Consider the following 16,817-nt stretch of genomic DNA (forward strand, 5'->3'; position numbering starts at 1 on the left):
TGGCCGCCAGGGAAGTCAGTCGGCGAACACGGGTTTCTGTTTGCTCATGTGCGCAGCGATCGCCAGGCGCAGGTCTTGCGATTGCAACATGGCGGCGTTCCAGGTGGCAACGTAGTCCAGACCATCGTCGACCCCATGATCGCGCATGTAATGAAGCATGCGCTTGGTGCCGGCAACGGCCAGGGGCGATTTCTCGGCGATCTGCGCGGCCAGCGCCAGCACACCGTCGAGCAGTTGCGCTGGCGTCTCGTAGACGCGGTTGACCAGGCCGATGCGCTGGGCTTCCTCACCGAGCACCTCGCGCCCGGTATAGGCCAGTTCGCGCAGCATGCCGTCGCCGATGATACGTGGCAAACGTTGCAAGGTGCCGACATCGGCGGCCATGCCCATGTCGACCTCCCTGATCGAGAAGCGTGCATCACGGCTGCAATAGCGCATGTCGCAGGCCGATACCAGGTCGATGGCGCCACCGATGCAGTGCCCCTGGATGGCCGCCAGCACCGGTTTGCGGCAATCGTCGACCGCGTTGAACGACGCCTGCAGACGCAGGATGTCACGCCGCAGCAGGCGTGCGTTGCGACCGACATCGGGGCCGAGCTGTCCGGCGAGCGCGGCCAGCAGTTGCAGGTCGATGCCGGCCGAGAAATGCTTTCCGGCGCCGCTGAGCACCACCACACGCACGGCGTCGGTATCGTCGATCCAACGGAAGATCTCGACGATCTCCTCCCAGAAGGCCGCATTCATCGCGTTGGCCTTCTCGGCGCGATCGATACGCACATGTGCGACCTGCCCGTTGAGTTCGACCTGGAATGCACTGTATTGGGCCATGCGGTTGCTCCTGCGACAATGGACTGCGCCAGACTATAGCCCAGCTGCCGGGCCGCACATTGGCCAAATGCCGGACTGCAGCCGCTAGCGCGCCTGGGTCAGGTGAATGGGCACGCGCGTCTGGCGCTGCGCGGCAGGTACCGGACGGCCGAACAGGTAGCCTTGCAGATGAGTGCAACCTTCGGCGGACAAGCGTGCCATCTGCTCACCCGACTCGACCCCCTCGGCCGTGGTCTTGATCAACAGGCTGTTGCTCAGCCCGGTAATGGCGCGGATGATCGACAGCGCTTCGCGGCTTTCGCCCATCTCGTGGACGAACGACTTGTCGATCTTGATGCGATCGAAGGGAAACGAGCGCAGATAGCCGAGCGACGAGTAGCCCGTGCCGAAATCATCCAGGGAAATCGCCACGCCCAGGGTCTTGAGCGCGCGCAAGGTGCGGATGTTCTCCTCGCTGTTGTCGAGCAGCACCGACTCGGTGATTTCCAGCTCCAGGCGTGCCGGAGCCAGGCCCGAATCCAGCAGCGCCAGGGTGACGTCCTCGATCAGCTGGCCACTCTTGAACTGCTTGGGCGACAGGTTCACCGCCACGCTCCGTGCATCTTGCCAGCTGGCCGCCTCCTGACATGCCAGGTTAAGCACGCGCCGCCCCACCTCATGGATCAGCCCGGATTCCTCGGCCACCGGGATGAAGTCCATGGGCATGATCATCCCTTTGCCGGGATGCTCCCAGCGCACCAGCGCCTCGTAACCGGTGATGGCTTGGCCTTTGTGGTCGACGATCGGTTGGTAATGCAGCTGCAACTGGCCCAGGTGCAGGGCCGCGCGCAAGTCGGTCTCCACCAGGCGTCGCTTGCGGGCAGCCACGTCGAGCTCGACGTGGAATGCCTCATGGCGGTTGCGGCCGTTGCGCTTGGCCTGGTAGAGCGCCATGTCGGCATAGCCGAGCAACTGCTCGGCCTGGCGATGGTCGTCGGGCGCTATCGCCAGGCCGATGCTCAGCCCGACCGAAAACTGCTGCCCCTCGATATGGAACGCTGGGCCGACGGCCTCGATCAGCCGCCGGGCCGTGGCATGCGCCGCCTCCCGACAGTCCAGGTTGGCGAGCACGATGGCGAACTCGTCGCCGCCCAGGCGCGCCAGGGTGTCGTCGTCGCGCAGTTCGCGCCTTAGCCGACCACTCAATGCACGCAGCAGCTTGTCGCCGAACGCATGCCCCAGGGCATCGTTGATGTTCTTGAAATTGTCCAGATCCAGGCACAGCGCCGCAGTCAGCCGGCCACTCTGCTCGCCCTGCTTGAGCGCCTGACGCAGCCGTTCCTGGAACAAGGTACGGTTGGGCAGCCCGGTCAAGGCATCGTGATGGGCCATGTGATGGATCCGCGCGTGGGCCGCCAGTTCCTCGGTGACATCCTCGGCCACGAACAGCACATAGCTGTCCTGCCCCGGACTGTCCTCGCAGCGCAAGGTACGGCTGCGCAAGGTACGGCAACCCTGGCGGGTCTGTACCTGGCACTCGGCGACCTGAGCCTGGGTCCGCTCGGCGCCACGCTCGAACTGTTGCCGCAGGTAGCGCGCCACGCCCGCCGAGACGGTATGCTCGGGCAGTTGCCCGACCATGCCGGCGGCATGCTCGCAAAACAGCTGCTCGGCCTGCTGGTTGGCCAGCAGGATGCGCTGGCTGCGCACATCCTGCACCACCACGCTGGCCGGTATATGGGCGATCACCGAGTCGAGAAAGCGCGACAAGGCATGCATTTCCTGGCTATAGCGCTCGGCCAGCTCCTTGGCCGCGAGCAGTTCCAGGTCGTGCCGACGGCGCTCGCTGATATCGCGAGTGACCTTGGCGAAGCCGATCAGTTGGCCGGCTTCGTCGTGCACCGCATCGATCACCACATGGGCCCAGAAGGCCGAACCATCCTTGCGATAGCGCCAGCCCTCTTCCTCGAAACGTCCTTCCCGGCGCGCCACCTCGATGTTGCGCTGGGGAACCCCAGCCATCCGCTCCGCTTGGCCATGGAACACCGAATAGTGCTGGCCGACGATGTCTTGCGCGGTGTATCCCTTGGCCCGCTCGGCCCCGAGGTTCCAGTTGGCCACTATCCCTTCAGGCGTCAGCATGTAGATGGCATAGTCGACCACGCTCTGGACCAGCAGGCGGTACATCACATCGGAATAGGCAACAGACAGCATGGCAAGCGACCTCGAGTGCGCGACGGGCCGGGCTGCGCCAGGCGGGGCAACCCATGCAGGCTACCTTAGCACCACCCGATAATGGCATAAAGCCACGCACTCAGCGGCCCGTGGCTGCCTCGCCTACCGGCACCGCCGCTTGCCTGGCGGTTTCGCCTCTGGCCCGGTCCCTGGCCGGACACTGGGTACGGTGCAGGTTCAGTGCCGTGTTGACGATGCCGATATGACTGAACGCCTGGGGAAAATTGCCGAGCATGCGCCGGCCTGCCGGGTCGTACTGTTCGGCCAGTAGCCCGACATCGTTGCACAAGCCGGTCAGACGCTCGTAGAGCGCCAGCGCTTCTTGCTGGCGCCCCAGCAGCACATAGACGTCGGCCAGCCAGAACGAGCAGACCAGGAACGTCCCTTCGCCCGGCGACAGGCCGTCGCAACTGCTGCCGCTGTCGTAGCGATACACGAACCCGTTGTGCAGCAGCCGTTTCTCGATCTGCGCCAAGGTTTCCAGGAAGCGCGGATCCTCGGCCGGCAGAAAGCCGGTCAGGGCGATCTGCAGCAGGCTGGCATCCATTTCGTTCGAGCCATAGGACTGGACGAAATGCCGACGCTGTGGATCGAGCCCCTGTTCACAGACCTCACGATGGATCTGCTCGGCCACCTGTCGGTAGTGCAGGCTGCGCTCACGGTCTTGGTCGTTGAGCTCGGCCAGGCTGGCGGCCCGGTCGAAGGCCACCCAGGCCATGACCTTGGAATGCACGAAGTGCCGCGAGCCACCGCGCACCTCCCAGATACCTTCGTCCGGCTGCTGCCAGATGCGCTCCAGGTACGGCATGATCAGCCGGGCAAGCGCGGCACTGCGTGGGTGCGGTGGCAACCCGCCCTTGATCGCCTGGCTCATGGCATCGGCCACTTCACCATAGATGTCCAGCTGGTGCTGCTGCGCCGCGCCGTTGCCGACCCGCACCGGCCGCGAGTGTTCGAACCCGGCCAGCCAGGGCAACTCATGCTCCGGCAAGTCCCGTTCGCCGGACAGGCCATACATGATCTGCATCTGCTCGGGATTGCCGGCGATCGAGCGCAGCAGCCATTCACGCCAGGCCTGGGCTTCCTCGAAGTAGCCCAGGTTCATGAATGCCAACAAGGTCATGGTGGCGTCGCGCAGCCAGCAGTAGCGGTAATCCCAGTTGCGCTGGCCGCCGATCCATTCCGGCAGCGAGGTGGTCGCTGCCGCGACGATCCCTCCGGTGGGCGCATAGGTCAGCGCCTTGAGCGTCAGTAGCGAGCGACGAACCAGCGGCGTCCATTGGCCAACCTCCGGGCAGCGCGCGGCGAACGCGCGCCACTGCTCGACACTGTGCCGCACCGCCTGGTCGACATCGAAAGGCGGCGTCGGTGGCAGGTGCGACAGCTGGTGGGTCAGGCTGAACACATGGCGCTCGCCAGGCCGGACGCGAAAGCGACAGACACTGTGATGGTCCATGCCATGGGTCTCGACGGTACTGCGCAACAGCAGGCGGTCAGGCCCGGCCACCGCGCTGATGGTCAGCGGGTCGAGCTTTTCCACCCAGGGCACGCTGCGGCCATAATCGAAGCGCAGCACCAGGTCCATTTCGAAGCACACCTCGCCAGCCAGGCCTTCGACGATCCGCACCACGGTATTGTGTTCGCCCATGGGCATGCAGTCGCTCACCCGTGCCTGGCCATTGGCGGTCAGGTAGGTGGTCTGCAGCATCAGGGTGTCATCCAGGTAGGCCCGGCTGACGTCTTCCAGCGGTTCGCTCGGCGCGATGCGCCACCGACCGTTTTCCTCGTTGCCCAGCAAGGCAGCGAATACGGCCGGCGCATCGAAGCGCGGCAGGCACAGCCAGTCGAGCGAACCGTCGCGGCTGACCAGCGCGGCACTACGGCAGTTGCCCAGCAAGGCATAGTCTTCGATCATTGCAGGCATGTGTCCTCCAGTACCGCTCAACCCAGCGAGTGCCATTCACGCTTGTCACGAGCCAGCAGCTCATCGCCAGCCTGTGGACCATCCTCGCCGGCCGGGTATTCATGCACCTCGCCGCCACAGGCCCAGGCATCGAGGAACGGCTGCACCGCACGCCAGCCGTTCTCGATGTTGTCGGCCCGCTGGAACAAGGTCTGGTCGCCGGTCAGGCAGTCGTAGATCAGCGTCTCGTAGCCGGTGGCCGGGGTCATCTGGAAGAAGTCCTTGTAGGCGAAACCCAGTTCGACATTCTCCATGACCAGCTCCGGCCCCGGCCGCTTGGCCTGCAGGTCGAACCACATGCCTTCGTTCGGCTGGATCTGGATCTTCAGGTAGTTGGGCTTGGGTCGCTCGGCTTCCGACTCACGGAACTGCGCATAGGGCGCCGGCTTGAAACAGATGGCGATCTCGGTGTCGCGCACGCTCATGCGCTTGCCAGTACGCAGATAGAACGGCACGCCGACCCAGCGCCAGTTGTCGATCATCACCTTGAGCGCCACATAGGTTTCGGTCTGGCTGTCAGCGGCGACGTTGGGCTCTTGCCGGTAACCAGCCAGACGCTTGCGGCCCTGCTTGCCCGCCACGTACTGGCCACGCACCGAGTTCTTCAAGGCCATCTTGGTGGACCAGGGCCGGATCGCACCGATCACCTTGGCCTTCTCGCTGCGCACGGCATCGGCGGCGAAGGCCGCGGGCGGCTCCATGGCGACCATGGCCAGCAGCTGGAACAGGTGGTTGGGGACCATGTCACGCAAGGCGCCAGTGCCGTCGTAGAAACCGCCGCGGGTTTCGACACCGACCGTCTCGGCGGCCGTGATCTGCACATGATCGATGTAGTGGTTGTTCCAGAAAGACTCGAACAGGCCGTTGGAAAAACGGCTGACCAGGATGTTCTGCACGGTCTCCTTGCCCAGGTAGTGGTCGATCCGGTAGATCTGCCGCTCGCTCATCACCTTCAGCAAGCAGGCATTGAGTGCCTCGGCGCTGGCCAGGTCGGTACCGAAGGGCTTTTCCACCACCAGGCGGCGAAAGCCACCTTGGCTTTCATCGAGCAGCCCAGCCTCACCCAGACGCCGTGCCACCTCGGGAAAAAAGCGCGGCGCGGTGGCCAGGTAGAAGATCGCGTTGCCGTGACTGGTCTTGCTCACCCGCGCGGCGATCGCGGCATAGGTGGCCGGATCGAGAAAATCCCCTGTCAGGTAGTCCAGGCGTTTGGCCAGACGCGCCCAGACCTTGTCGTCGAGTTGCCGGTCGGCTCCTTCGCCGCCCTGCTCGCGCTGGCGCATGAAGGCGTGCAGGCGATCGGCGAAAGCCTGGGCGCTGGCGGCATTGTGATCGACCCCGATGATTCGCAGGTTGCGGTCGAGCAAGCCATCCCGGCTTAGATTGTACAGTGCCGGCATCAGCAGGCGCTTGACCAGGTCCCCGTTGGCACCGAACAGGAACAGCGTGCAGGGGGGCGCGGCGGGAATGGAGTTGTTCTTCATTCAGGCTTCTCGACATGACCACCGAAACCCAGGCGCATGGCCGACAGCAGCTTGTCGCCGTAGGTGCCCTGCTGCTGGCGCGAGCGGAAGCGCGCGAACAGCGCGCTGGACAACACCGGTACCGGCACGGCCTGCTCCACCGCCGCCTCGATGGTCCAGCGCCCTTCGCCGCTATCGGCGACCGAGCCACTGAAGGCCGCCAGCTGCGGGTCTGCCGCCAGGGCATCGGCAGTCAGGTCGAGCAGCCAGGACGTCACCACGCTGCCGCGCCGCCAGACTTCGGCGATCTCCCCCAGCTCCAGCTCGAAACGCTCATCGGCCGGCAGCTGCTCGCTGCCCTTGCTGCGCAGCAGGTCGAAGCCTTCGGCGTAGGCTTGCATCAAGCCATATTCGATACCGTTGTGAACCATCTTCACATAATGACCAGCGCCAGGCGGTCCGGCATGGATGTAGCCCTGCTCGGCGCGGCCCGGTTCGCCATCGCGGCCGCGCGTGCGGGCGATGCTGCCGACCCCCGGCGCCAGCGCCGCGAACAGCGGTTCGAGGCGCTGGAACACATCCTTCTGACCGCCGATCATCATGCAATAGCCGCGCTCCAGTCCCCAGACCCCGCCGGAAGTGCCTACGTCCAGGTAATGCAGGCCGTGCTCGCTCAACGCCTTGGCCCGGCGCACATCGTCCTTGTAGAAGGTATTGCCGCCATCGATGATCGCATCGCCAGGCTCGAGCAACAGGGCCAGCCGGGCGATGGTCTGCTCCGTGGGCTGTCCAGCCGGCAGCATGACCCACACCGCTCGCGGCGCTTGCAGGCCATGAACCAGCGCCTCCAGGTCGTCGGCGCCGATGGCGCCCTCGCCTGCCAAGGTTGCGATGACATCGCGATTGCGGTCATGCACCACGACCTGATGCCCGGCGCGCATCAGCCGCCTTGCGATGTTGCCGCCCATGCGGCCAAGCCCGACGATTCCCAATTGCATGTGCCGATGCTCCTTCTTGATCGGTGACGGGACGAATCCGTTTCAGGTTAGTCCAGCGCACGGTCCGAGGGTTCGGTGCAGGTGCGGTCGGCGTGCTGCGATGGGCCGCAACGCAGCCTGCCAAGCCATTGACTGAGCATGCATAACGAAAGTGACCAGCGGGTCACATTTTTATCTCCCTCTCTCCTACACTCAGGAAGCTGCCCTTGGACCACTTGGAAGAGGCGTCAAAAACAAGTCGAACTTTCCAGATCGGCGACAGGTCAGCAATTAAGCAGGCGATGATAGGCGGATTCACCCCGCCCGGCCTGCCCACCCCTAGTCAGATCACTCCCCTTGCGGCAGGAGCGCCGTGACGTGGAGTACCTGCATGCATTACCTCGGGGCATGGATCGCAATACGCAAGTACGAATTAGAGAGACCAACGCTTGAGATAACACTACGGGTGCCAGGCACCCGTCAAAGGGACGGAGAGAAGTATGATCAGTGCCGCTGTCGAGCCTCATGTAAATGCCTTCACCCAGAATGACCGCGAATCGTTCCGATCGGACTTCGCCACGACAGCCAAGATCCCGAGCGCCCAACGTCAGCAGAACCCTCGCAAGAGAAAAGTGTTGTTCGTCACGTCCGAAATCGCCGACCTGGTGAAGACCGGCGGCCTGGGTGACGTTTCCTCCGCCCTGCCAAAGGCAATGCACCAGTTGCATGATGTACGCATCCTGATTCCGGGCTATCCCCAGGTCATGGACAGCAACAACCCTATCCATATCGTCGGCGAGCTGGGCGGCCACGCGGCCTTGCCCGCCTGCAAGATCGGCCGGATGGATCTGCCTGACGGGCTGGTCATCTATGTGCTGATCTGCCCCGAGCTCTATCAGCGCGATGGCACCCCCTACGGCGGTAACGATGGACGCGACTGGCCGGACAATCATATCCGCTTCGCCCGGCTGGGCCTGGCGGCCGCCGAGATCGCCGCAGGCGAAGGCATGACCCACTGGCGTCCCGAACTGGTCCACGCCCATGACTGGCCCGCGGGCCTGGCACCGGCCTACATGCACTGGCGCGGCCTGAACACGCCGACCCTGTTCACCATCCACAACCTCGCCTACCAGGGCGTCTATAGCCGTGGCTGCTGCCCGGAGCTGGCCATTCCCGAACACGCCTTACAGCAGGAAGGCATGGAATTCTACGGCAAGCTCTCCTTCCTCAAGGCCGGGTTGGCCTATTCCAGCCACATCACCACCGTCAGCGCCACCTATGCCCGCGAGATCACTACGCCCGAGTTCGGCTGCGGCCTGGACGGCTTCCTCGCCAGCAAGGCGCAAAGCGGCTTGCTCGGCGGTATTCCCAATGGCATCGACGAAAGCTGGGACTCGGCCACCGATCGCCACCTGACCCACAATTTCAGCATCAACGATTGGGAAGGCAAGGCACGCAATGCCGATCAGGTACGCGAACTGTTCCAGCTCGAACCCTCGGACGGTCCGCTGTTCGCGGTGGTCTCGCGCCTGGTCTACCAGAAAGGCCTGGACCTGACCTTGGGCGTGGCTGACTACATCGTCGAGCAAGGCGGCCAGATTGCGATCATCGGCCGCGGCGAGCCGGAAGAAGAACAGGCCATGCGTGAACTGGCCTTGCGTCATCCTGGCCGTATCGGCGTGCGCATCGGCTTCAACGAGACCGATGCACGGCGCATGTTCGCCGGCAGCGATTTCCTGCTCATGCCGTCGCGCTACGAGCCTTGCGGGCTGAGCCAGATGTACGCGCAACGCTTCGGTTCCCTGCCGGTCGCGCGCAATACCGGGGGCCTGGCCGACACCATCGAGAACGGTGTCACAGGCTTTCTGTTCGATGAGTCGACCGTCGAGAGCTATCGCGAAGCACTGGGCCGGGCGTTCTACGTTCACCAGAAGAAGGACCTGCTCAATGCCATGCGCTGCCTGTCGATGACCCAGCCGTTCAACTGGTGCCAGGCGGTCGAACCCTACGCGCGGCTGTACGAAGACCTGGTCTGCCAGGCTCAGGCCGCCCACTACTGATCCAAGGAGCCGAAGATGCACAGGCATGGCGCACACTTTCTGGACGCCACGTCGGCGCGCTTCGCCCTTTGGGCGCCAAATGCGCGTAGCGTGAGCGTGATGCTCGAGCAGCAGCCCCCCATCGAGCTGCTGCCCGAGGACGATGGCTGGTTCACCGGTGTCGCCGCCTGCCAGGCTGGCGACCAGTATTGCTACAGGATCGTCGACAAGGATGGGCAGACGCTGGAAGTCGCCGACCCGGCTTCTCGCTATCAGCCAGACGGCGTGCATGGCCGCAGTCAGCTGGTCGATACCTCCAGCTTCGAGTGGCAGCATGACTGGAAGGGGCGCCCTTGGCGCGAAGCGGTGATCCACGAGCTGCATGTTGGCGTGCACGGTGGCTATGCCGGCGTGGCTGGCCAGTTCGAACGCCTGGCCGAACTGGGTGTGACCGCCGTCGAACTGATGCCGGTGGCGCAGTTTCCTGGCAAGCGCAACTGGGGCTATGACGGCGTCCTGCCGTTCGCGCCACAGAACAGCTATGGCAAGCCCGCCGAGCTAGGCCGGTTGATCGACCAGGCCCACGGCCAGGGCCTGATGGTGATGCTGGACGTGGTGTACAACCACTTTGGTCCGGATGGCAACTACCTGCACCAGTATGCCAGCGAGTTCTTCGACGAAAGCCGGCAGACCCCGTGGGGGGCGGCCATTGACTTCAACCGGCCGGCGGTGCGCGAATTCTTCATCCAGAACGCCCTGATGTGGATTACCGAGTACCGCTTCGACGGCCTGCGCCTGGATGCCGTGCATGCCATCGACAACCCCGATTTCCTGGTCGAACTGGCCCGCCGGGTGCGCGAGGCGGTCGAGCCTGGGCGCGAGGTCTGGCTGGTGCTGGAAAACGAGCACAATCAGGCATTCCTGCTGGAACAGGGCTTCGATGCGCAGTGGAACGACGACGGCCACAACGCCTTGCACGTACTGCTCACTGGCGAGACCGAAGGCTATTACGAAGACTACAAGGACCGGCCGATCGAGAAACTGGCCCGCTGCCTGGGCGAAGGCTTCGTCTTCCAGGGCCAGGCGAACCGTCATGGCACACCGCGCGGCGAACCTAGCGGGCACCTGCCTCCCAGCGCTTTCGTGCTGTTCCTGCAAAACCACGACCAGGTCGGCAACCGCGCCCTGGGCGAGCGTCTGACCCGTCTGTGCCCGCCGCAAGCCTTGCGCGCGGCCACCGCCTTGCTGCTGCTCACGCCGATGATCCCGCTGTTGTTCATGGGTGAAGAACAAGGCAGCCGCAGCCCATTCCTGTTCTTCACCGACCACCATGACGAACTGGCCGATGCAGTACGCGAGGGCCGCCGTGCCGAGTTCAAGGGGTTCGCCGCCTTCGCTTCGCCCGAGAAGCGCGAACAGATCCCCGACCCGAACCAGGCCAAGACCTTCGAGGATTCGCGCCCGCTCACCGACACGCCCGAAGCCGTCGAGTGGCAGGCCCTGTACCGCAGGCTGCTCGACCTGCGCAGACAACATGTCGTCCCGCATTTGCCCGCCATCCGCGCCGAGGGCGCCCGGGTCTTGTCCGACAAGGCGCTCACCGCCAGCTGGCGGCTTGCCAACGGCGAGCGCCTGCGCATCGATCTCAACCTTGCCGAGCACCCCTGCCCCCTCGACCTGCCTGGGCAGGAGCGCTGGCTGTTCGACAGTTCCGACCACCACGAGGGAGCCACGGCGTTGGCTGGCCATAGCTGTGTAGTGAGCCTGCTACCGCCCGACGAGGAAGCATGATGAGCACAACCGCCCTGCATGTGCTGGCCGAGAAAGTCGGTATCGCCCGTGACTGGACCGATGCCAACGACAAACCCCAGCAGGTGGCCGATGATGTCCTGCGCCAGGTACTGACCGGGCTCGGTCATCCGGCCGAGAATGACCAGGCCGTGCGGGACAGCCTCGAGCGCCTCGAGCAGGCAGCCACTGGCGATACGCTGGCGCCGCTGCTGACCGTGGTTCAGGACCAGGTGCTGGAACTGGATCCGCGCCTGGCCGGCTCCAGCCCTGTACGCATCACCCTGGAAGATGGCAGCTCACTGGAACGCAGGATCGATGAGCGGGGCCGGCTGCACGCGGACCTACCACTTGGCTACCATCAGGTCGACCTGGCGCAGCACAGTTTCACTCTGGCCGTAACGCCCGCGCGCTGCTACAGCCTGGACGATGCGGTTGCCGAGCCACCGGCCCGCTGCTGGGGCATCGCGGTGCAGCTGTATAGCCTGCGACGTCAGGGCGGCGGTGGTTACGGCGACAGCCTGGCGCTCGAGCAACTGGCGCGCCGGGCCGCCGAACGTGGAGCCGACGCGCTGGCCATCAGCCCGGTGCATGCCTTGTCTTCCATGGAGCGCAGCCAGTTCAGCCCCTACTCCCCGTCCAGTCGCCTGCTGCTCAACACCCTGTACGCCAGCCCCTCGGTAATCCTCGGTGAGCGCGCCATGCAGCTGGCCATCGAAGCGTCTGGCTTGCAAGCCACGCTGCGGGAGCTCGAGGCGCAGGAGCTGGTCGACTGGCCACGTGCGGCAGAAGCCCGGCACCAGTTGTTCAAGGCGCTCTACAAGGATTTCAACAGCAGCGATCAGCCATTGCGCGAGGATTTCGACAGCTTCCGCATTGCCGCGGGACAGGCCCTGGAGCTGCATTGCCGTTTTGAGGTGCTGCAAGCCCAGGCTGTCGAGAAAGGCCTTGGCGCCGACTGGCGCCAGTGGCCGGCCGACTGGCAGGATCCTGCCAGCCCGACCGTGCAGGAGCAGACCTCGAGCCACCCGAGCGAGCTGGAATTCCACGCGTTCTGCCAGTGGCTGACCGAGCGCAGCCTGCAACGCGCCCAGGAAGCGGCGCGCGGTGGTGGGATGGCCGTCGGCCTCATTGCCGACCTGGCCGTCGGTGCCGATGGCGCAGGCAGCCAGGCCTGGAGTCGCCAGGACGAGTTGCTGGCGGACCTGACGGTCGGTGCGCCACCCGACATCCTCAACCGTTGCGGACAGGACTGGGGGATCAGCGCCTTTTCGCCGGAAGGCCTCAAACGCAATGGCTACAGAGCATTCATCGAAATGCTCCGGGCCAATTTCGCCCACGCTGGCGGCTTGCGTATCGACCATGTCATGGGCCTGCGCCGTCTGTGGCTGATTCCGCGTGGCTGCAAACCCGATCAAGGCGCCTATGTCGAGCTGCCGCTGCAGGACCTGCTCAGGCTGCTGGCGCTGGAATCGGTTCGACACAAGGCAATCGTGCTCGGCGAAGACCTGGGCACGGTGCCCGACGGCCTGCGCGAGGCGCTGGCGGAAAAGGCCATCCTCGGCATGCGGGTGTTGCAGTTCGAGCAGGACTCGCCCGGGCAGTTTCTGCCCGTGGCCGACTGGCCAGACGACGCCCTGGCGACCACCGGGACCCACGACCTGCCGACGCTTGCCGGCTGGCTGGAACGACGGGACATCGATTGGCAGAAACGCCTGTGCCTGATCGACGAGGCCGCCGAAAAAGACTGGCGCAAATCGCGTGAAATCGAATGCGAAGGCTTGCAACGCAGCTTCGTGGAGACGTTCGGCCCTCTGCAGGACACGTCCACCTCCAGCCTGATCGATGCCGCCATCCGCTATGTCGGCCAGACCCGCGCGCCCCTGGTGCTGATCCCGCTGGAGGACCTGCTGGGCTGCCAGGAACAGCCGAACCTGCCGGGCACCACCGAAGGCCATCCGAACTGGCGGCGCCGCTTCGACCGTCCGGTCATCGAACTGCCTGACGATGTCGATGCCATGGCGCCGGCCGATCCGCTTGCCGATCAAGACGCGATGCCGCGTCCGGAGCTGCTCGACGACGAAGATGCCGCGCGACGTATCGAATTGCTGGCCCAGGCCCGCGAACAAGCCTGGGAACGCGATCGGGCCAAGGAGAGTGAGCGATGAAACCCTTGACGGCGACCATCCGCCTGCAACTGCACAGTGATTTCACCCTCGATGATGCCGTCCCCCTGGTGCCCTACTTCGCCCAGCTGGGCATCAGCCATGTGTATGCCTCGCCGATCCTGACGGCCCGTGCCGGCTCGCGCCACGGCTACGACGTGGTTGACCCTACCCGGGTCAACCCCGAGCTGGGCGGCGAGGCGGCCCTCGAACGACTGATCGCTGCCCTGCGCCAGCATGGCATGGGGTTCCTGCTCGATACGGTCTCCAACCATATGGCGGTCGGCGGTGGCGACAACCCCTGGTGGCTGAGCGTACTGGCCTGGGGCCGGCGCAGCCCCTATGCGCAATTCTTCGACATTCAGTGGCATTCCAGCGACCCGTTGCTCGAAGGCCAGCTGCTCTTGCCGTTTCTCGGCAGCGACTATGGCACGGCGCTGAAAAATGGTGACATTCCGTTGAAGTTCGATGCGCACCAGGGCGTGCTGCAGATCGAACACTACGAACATCGCTTCCCGATCTGCCCGCTCGACTACGGGCAAGTGCTCGAGCTGAGCGAGGATCCGCAACTGCAGGCCCTGGCCCAGCGTTTCGCCGCGCTGCGCACCTGCAGCGATCCATTGCTCGAGGCCGTGCAGCTGCATCGGCAACTGGCCCGGTTGGCCACCCAGGGCGCCAGGCTCGACGATGCCCTGGCCCTGTTCGACGGCCGTACCGAGGCAGGCTTCAAGCGCCTGCATGCGTTGCTGGAGCGCCAGACCTATCGGCTGGCCAGCTGGCGCACCGCGGCCGACGACATCAACTGGCGACGTTTCTTCGATATCAACGAGCTTGGCGGGTTGCGGGTCGAGCGCCATGCGGTATTCGAGGCAACCCATGCCAAGCTGTTCGAGCTGATCGAGCGCGGCCTGGTGGACGGCCTGCGCATCGACCATATCGACGGCCTGGCCGACCCTCGCGGCTATTGCCGCAAGCTGCGCCGCCGGGTCGAGGGGCTGCTGGCGGCACGTCCGGCGCAAGCGGCCTTGGAACACTTCCCGATCTACGTGGAGAAAATCCTCGGCAGCGGCGAGCACCTGCACAAGGACTGGCAGGTCGACGGTACCACCGGTTATGAGTTCATGAACCAGGTCTCGCTGTTGCAGCATGATCCGGCGGGCGAAGCGCCGTTGACGGAACTCTGGCAATCCCTCAGCGGGCGACCGGAGTTCGCCGAAGAGGTTGTCCAAGCGCGCCAGCTGGTGCTCAACGGCACCTTGGCCGGTGATTTCGAGTCGGTGGCCCAGGCTCTGCTCGCGGTGGCCCGCGACGACCTGATGACCCGCGACCTGACGCTTGGCGCGATTCGTCGCGCGCTGCAGGCGCTGGTTGCCCACTATCCGGTCTACCGCACCTACATCAATGCCGGGGGACGTCCGGCCGAGGACGAGCGCTTCTTCCAGCAGGCCGTGGCCGGGGCCCGGCAGATGCTGCATGAAAACGACTGGCCGCTGCTCGAACAGTTGCAGGTCTGGCTTGGTGGCCAGTCTTGGCGGAGCCTGCCGCCAGGCCGTGCGCGCAAGCGCCTGCGTCATGCCTGTGTGCGTTTCCAGCAACTGACGGCGCCGAGCGCGGCCAAGGCCGTGGAAGACACCGCCTTCTATCGCTCGGCCAGACTGCTGTCGCGCAACGACGTAGGCTTCGAGGCGGAACTGTTCAGTGCCGAGCCGCAAGCCTTCCATGACGAGGCGCTGCGCCGTCTGCGCGACTTCCCCGACAACTTGCTGGCGACCGCGACCCATGACCACAAGCGTGGCGAAGACTGCCGGGCACGACTGGCCGTGCTGAGCGAGCGTGCCGGTTGGCTGGCCAGCCAGGTGCACGCCTGGCGCGAGCTGGCAGCCCCCTTGCGTCAATCGCTGGACGATGGCGTGGCGCCCAGTCCAGGCGATGAGATGCTGCTGTTCCAGACCTTGCTCGGCAGCTGGCCACTCGACCTGTCGCTCGATGACGAAGATGCCTTGCGCAACTACGTGCAGCGCCTGCGCCAATGGCAACAGAAAGCCCTGCGCGAGGCCAAGTTGCGCAGCAGCTGGAGCGCGCCCAACGAAGCCTATGAAGGCGCCTGCGGGGCCTACATCGACAGCCTGCTGCTGGACCCACGCCACCAGGCGCTGCGTCAGTCGCTGGCCGACGCCGCTCGCTCGATCGACAGCGCCGGAGCCCTCAATGGACTGACGCAATGCCTGCTGCGCATGACGGTGCCTGGCGTACCGGACCTTTATCAGGGCAACGAGTACTGGGACCTGAGCCTGGTCGATCCGGACAACCGGCGTCCGGTCGACTACCAGGCGCGGCGCCAGTCGCTCGACGACAACGCGCCGCTGCCCGAGCTGCTCGAACACTGGCGCGACGGACGAGTCAAGCAAATGCTGATCGCACGTGTGCTCGACGTCCGTCGTAGCCACCCCGAGCTGTTCAGCCGTGGCCAATACATTCCGTTGGCCGTGCAAGGACGTCATGCCGATCGGGTCCTGGCCTTCGCCCGCGTGGGCACCGATGCGCGAGCCATCGTGATCGCGCCACGGCTGGCCAGTGCGCTGCTGGGCAACGCACCGGCACCCCTGGTGGCAGCCCAGGACTGGGGCGACACCTGCGTGATTCTGCCGTCCGAGCTGTCGGTCACTACTTGCAAGGGACTTTTTGCCGGCGACGCTGTCAGCCATTCAGGGCAACTGAAGTTGAGCAGCGTACTGGCTGAGTTCCCGGTCAACGTGTTGTTTGAACACCTTTGAGCATCAGGAGCGTCGTGATGAGTGTCAATGAGGAACGTATCCGCGTATTCGCCTACCAGATCTGGGAATCGGAGGGCAAACCCGAAGGCCAGGAAGAGCGCCACTGGGACATGGCCCGCAAGCTGGCCGAAGCCGAATCCCTGGCACCCAAGGCAACCCCCAGGAAGCCTGCGACCAGGACCAGGTCCACAGTCGACGCGAAAGCATCTGATGGCAAGGTGGCAGCACAGCCCAAGCCGGCCAGCGCTGGCAAGGCCGCGGCGCAACCCAAGCCAACCAGCAACGGCAAGGCTTCCGCTTCTGCCCAGAAGACTGCCGCCAGCCCTGCTGAAAAGCCGGTAGCGACAAAGAAGCCGCGGGCCTCGAAGAAGCCTGAGGCAGGCTGACCTGCGGGCGCCTGCAAGAGTCTTCTGGAGCGGGGCTGGCCAGCCCCGCGATTGGTCCGACAGATCGACCATGACCGCTACGGCTAGCTGACAGCCATGTGCGGCGTGTGAATGCTTCCTGCCTCTAGGGCAGGGCCGCTCGCTGTCCCCAGTCGATCGCGCAAGGAGGCGCGAGTTCATCTGCTGCATGCCTCGGCGGCCAGGACAGCATGCGTCTGGC

At 65.0% G+C, this 16,817-nt stretch carries 10 protein-coding genes; 5 read left to right on the plus strand and 5 right to left on the minus strand.

All coding sequences use genetic code 11. The annotated features are described in order from the left end of the window. Positions 1 to 15: 15 nt before the first annotated feature. The 5 genes from ACY8GK_RS07595 to gnd form a co-directional block, all read right to left on the minus strand. Positions 16 to 828, minus strand: a complete 813-nt coding sequence (locus tag ACY8GK_RS07595) for a crotonase/enoyl-CoA hydratase family protein (protein WP_196179040.1) — start codon at positions 826 to 828, stop codon at positions 16 to 18. Between the two features lie 84 nt (positions 829 to 912). Then, a complete protein-coding gene (locus ACY8GK_RS07600; RefSeq protein ID WP_196179068.1) occupies positions 913 to 3,021 on the minus strand; it encodes a putative bifunctional diguanylate cyclase/phosphodiesterase in 2,109 nt (702 codons plus the stop codon). A 100-nt stretch (positions 3,022 to 3,121) separates the two neighbouring features. Further along, a complete protein-coding gene (locus tag ACY8GK_RS07605; protein WP_462402743.1) occupies positions 3,122 to 4,966 on the minus strand; it encodes a glycoside hydrolase family 15 protein in 1,845 nt (614 codons plus the stop codon). A gap of 17 nt (positions 4,967 to 4,983) precedes the next feature. After that, on the minus strand, positions 4,984 to 6,489 hold the full coding sequence (gene zwf, locus ACY8GK_RS07610; RefSeq protein WP_462402744.1) for a glucose-6-phosphate dehydrogenase: 1,506 nt from the start codon (positions 6,487 to 6,489) through the stop codon (positions 4,984 to 4,986). Continuing rightward, on the minus strand, positions 6,486 to 7,487 hold the full coding sequence (gnd, locus tag ACY8GK_RS07615) for a phosphogluconate dehydrogenase (NAD(+)-dependent, decarboxylating) (protein ID WP_462402997.1): 1,002 nt from the start codon (positions 7,485 to 7,487) through the stop codon (positions 6,486 to 6,488). Before gnd ends, zwf begins: the two co-directional genes overlap by 4 nt. A 458-nt stretch (positions 7,488 to 7,945) precedes the next feature. On the opposite strand from gnd, the gene glgA reads away from it, so the two are divergent. From glgA to ACY8GK_RS07640, 5 genes are read left to right on the plus strand one after another with little or no spacing between them, the layout of a single operon-like run. Continuing rightward, positions 7,946 to 9,505, plus strand: a complete 1,560-nt coding sequence (gene glgA / locus ACY8GK_RS07620; RefSeq protein WP_462402745.1) for a glycogen synthase GlgA — start codon at positions 7,946 to 7,948, stop codon at positions 9,503 to 9,505. 15 nt (positions 9,506 to 9,520) lie between these two features. After that, a complete protein-coding gene (gene treZ / locus ACY8GK_RS07625) occupies positions 9,521 to 11,275 on the plus strand; it encodes a malto-oligosyltrehalose trehalohydrolase (RefSeq protein WP_196179078.1) in 1,755 nt (584 codons plus the stop codon). Then, positions 11,275 to 13,440: a 4-alpha-glucanotransferase gene (gene malQ / locus ACY8GK_RS07630; RefSeq protein WP_462402746.1), complete on the plus strand. Its 2,166-nt coding sequence runs from the start codon at positions 11,275 to 11,277 to the stop codon at positions 13,438 to 13,440. Before treZ ends, malQ begins: the two co-directional genes overlap by 1 nt. Beyond that, positions 13,437 to 16,211, plus strand: a complete 2,775-nt coding sequence (locus ACY8GK_RS07635) for a malto-oligosyltrehalose synthase (protein WP_462402747.1) — start codon at positions 13,437 to 13,439, stop codon at positions 16,209 to 16,211. The genes malQ and ACY8GK_RS07635 overlap by 4 nt, the downstream gene beginning before the upstream one ends. 14 nt (positions 16,212 to 16,225) lie before the next feature. Continuing rightward, positions 16,226 to 16,597, plus strand: a complete 372-nt coding sequence (locus tag ACY8GK_RS07640) for a DUF2934 domain-containing protein (RefSeq protein WP_462402748.1) — start codon at positions 16,226 to 16,228, stop codon at positions 16,595 to 16,597. Positions 16,598 to 16,817: the final 220 nt, after the last annotated feature.

The organism is Pseudomonas sp. Marseille-QA0332 (assembly GCF_054950175.1).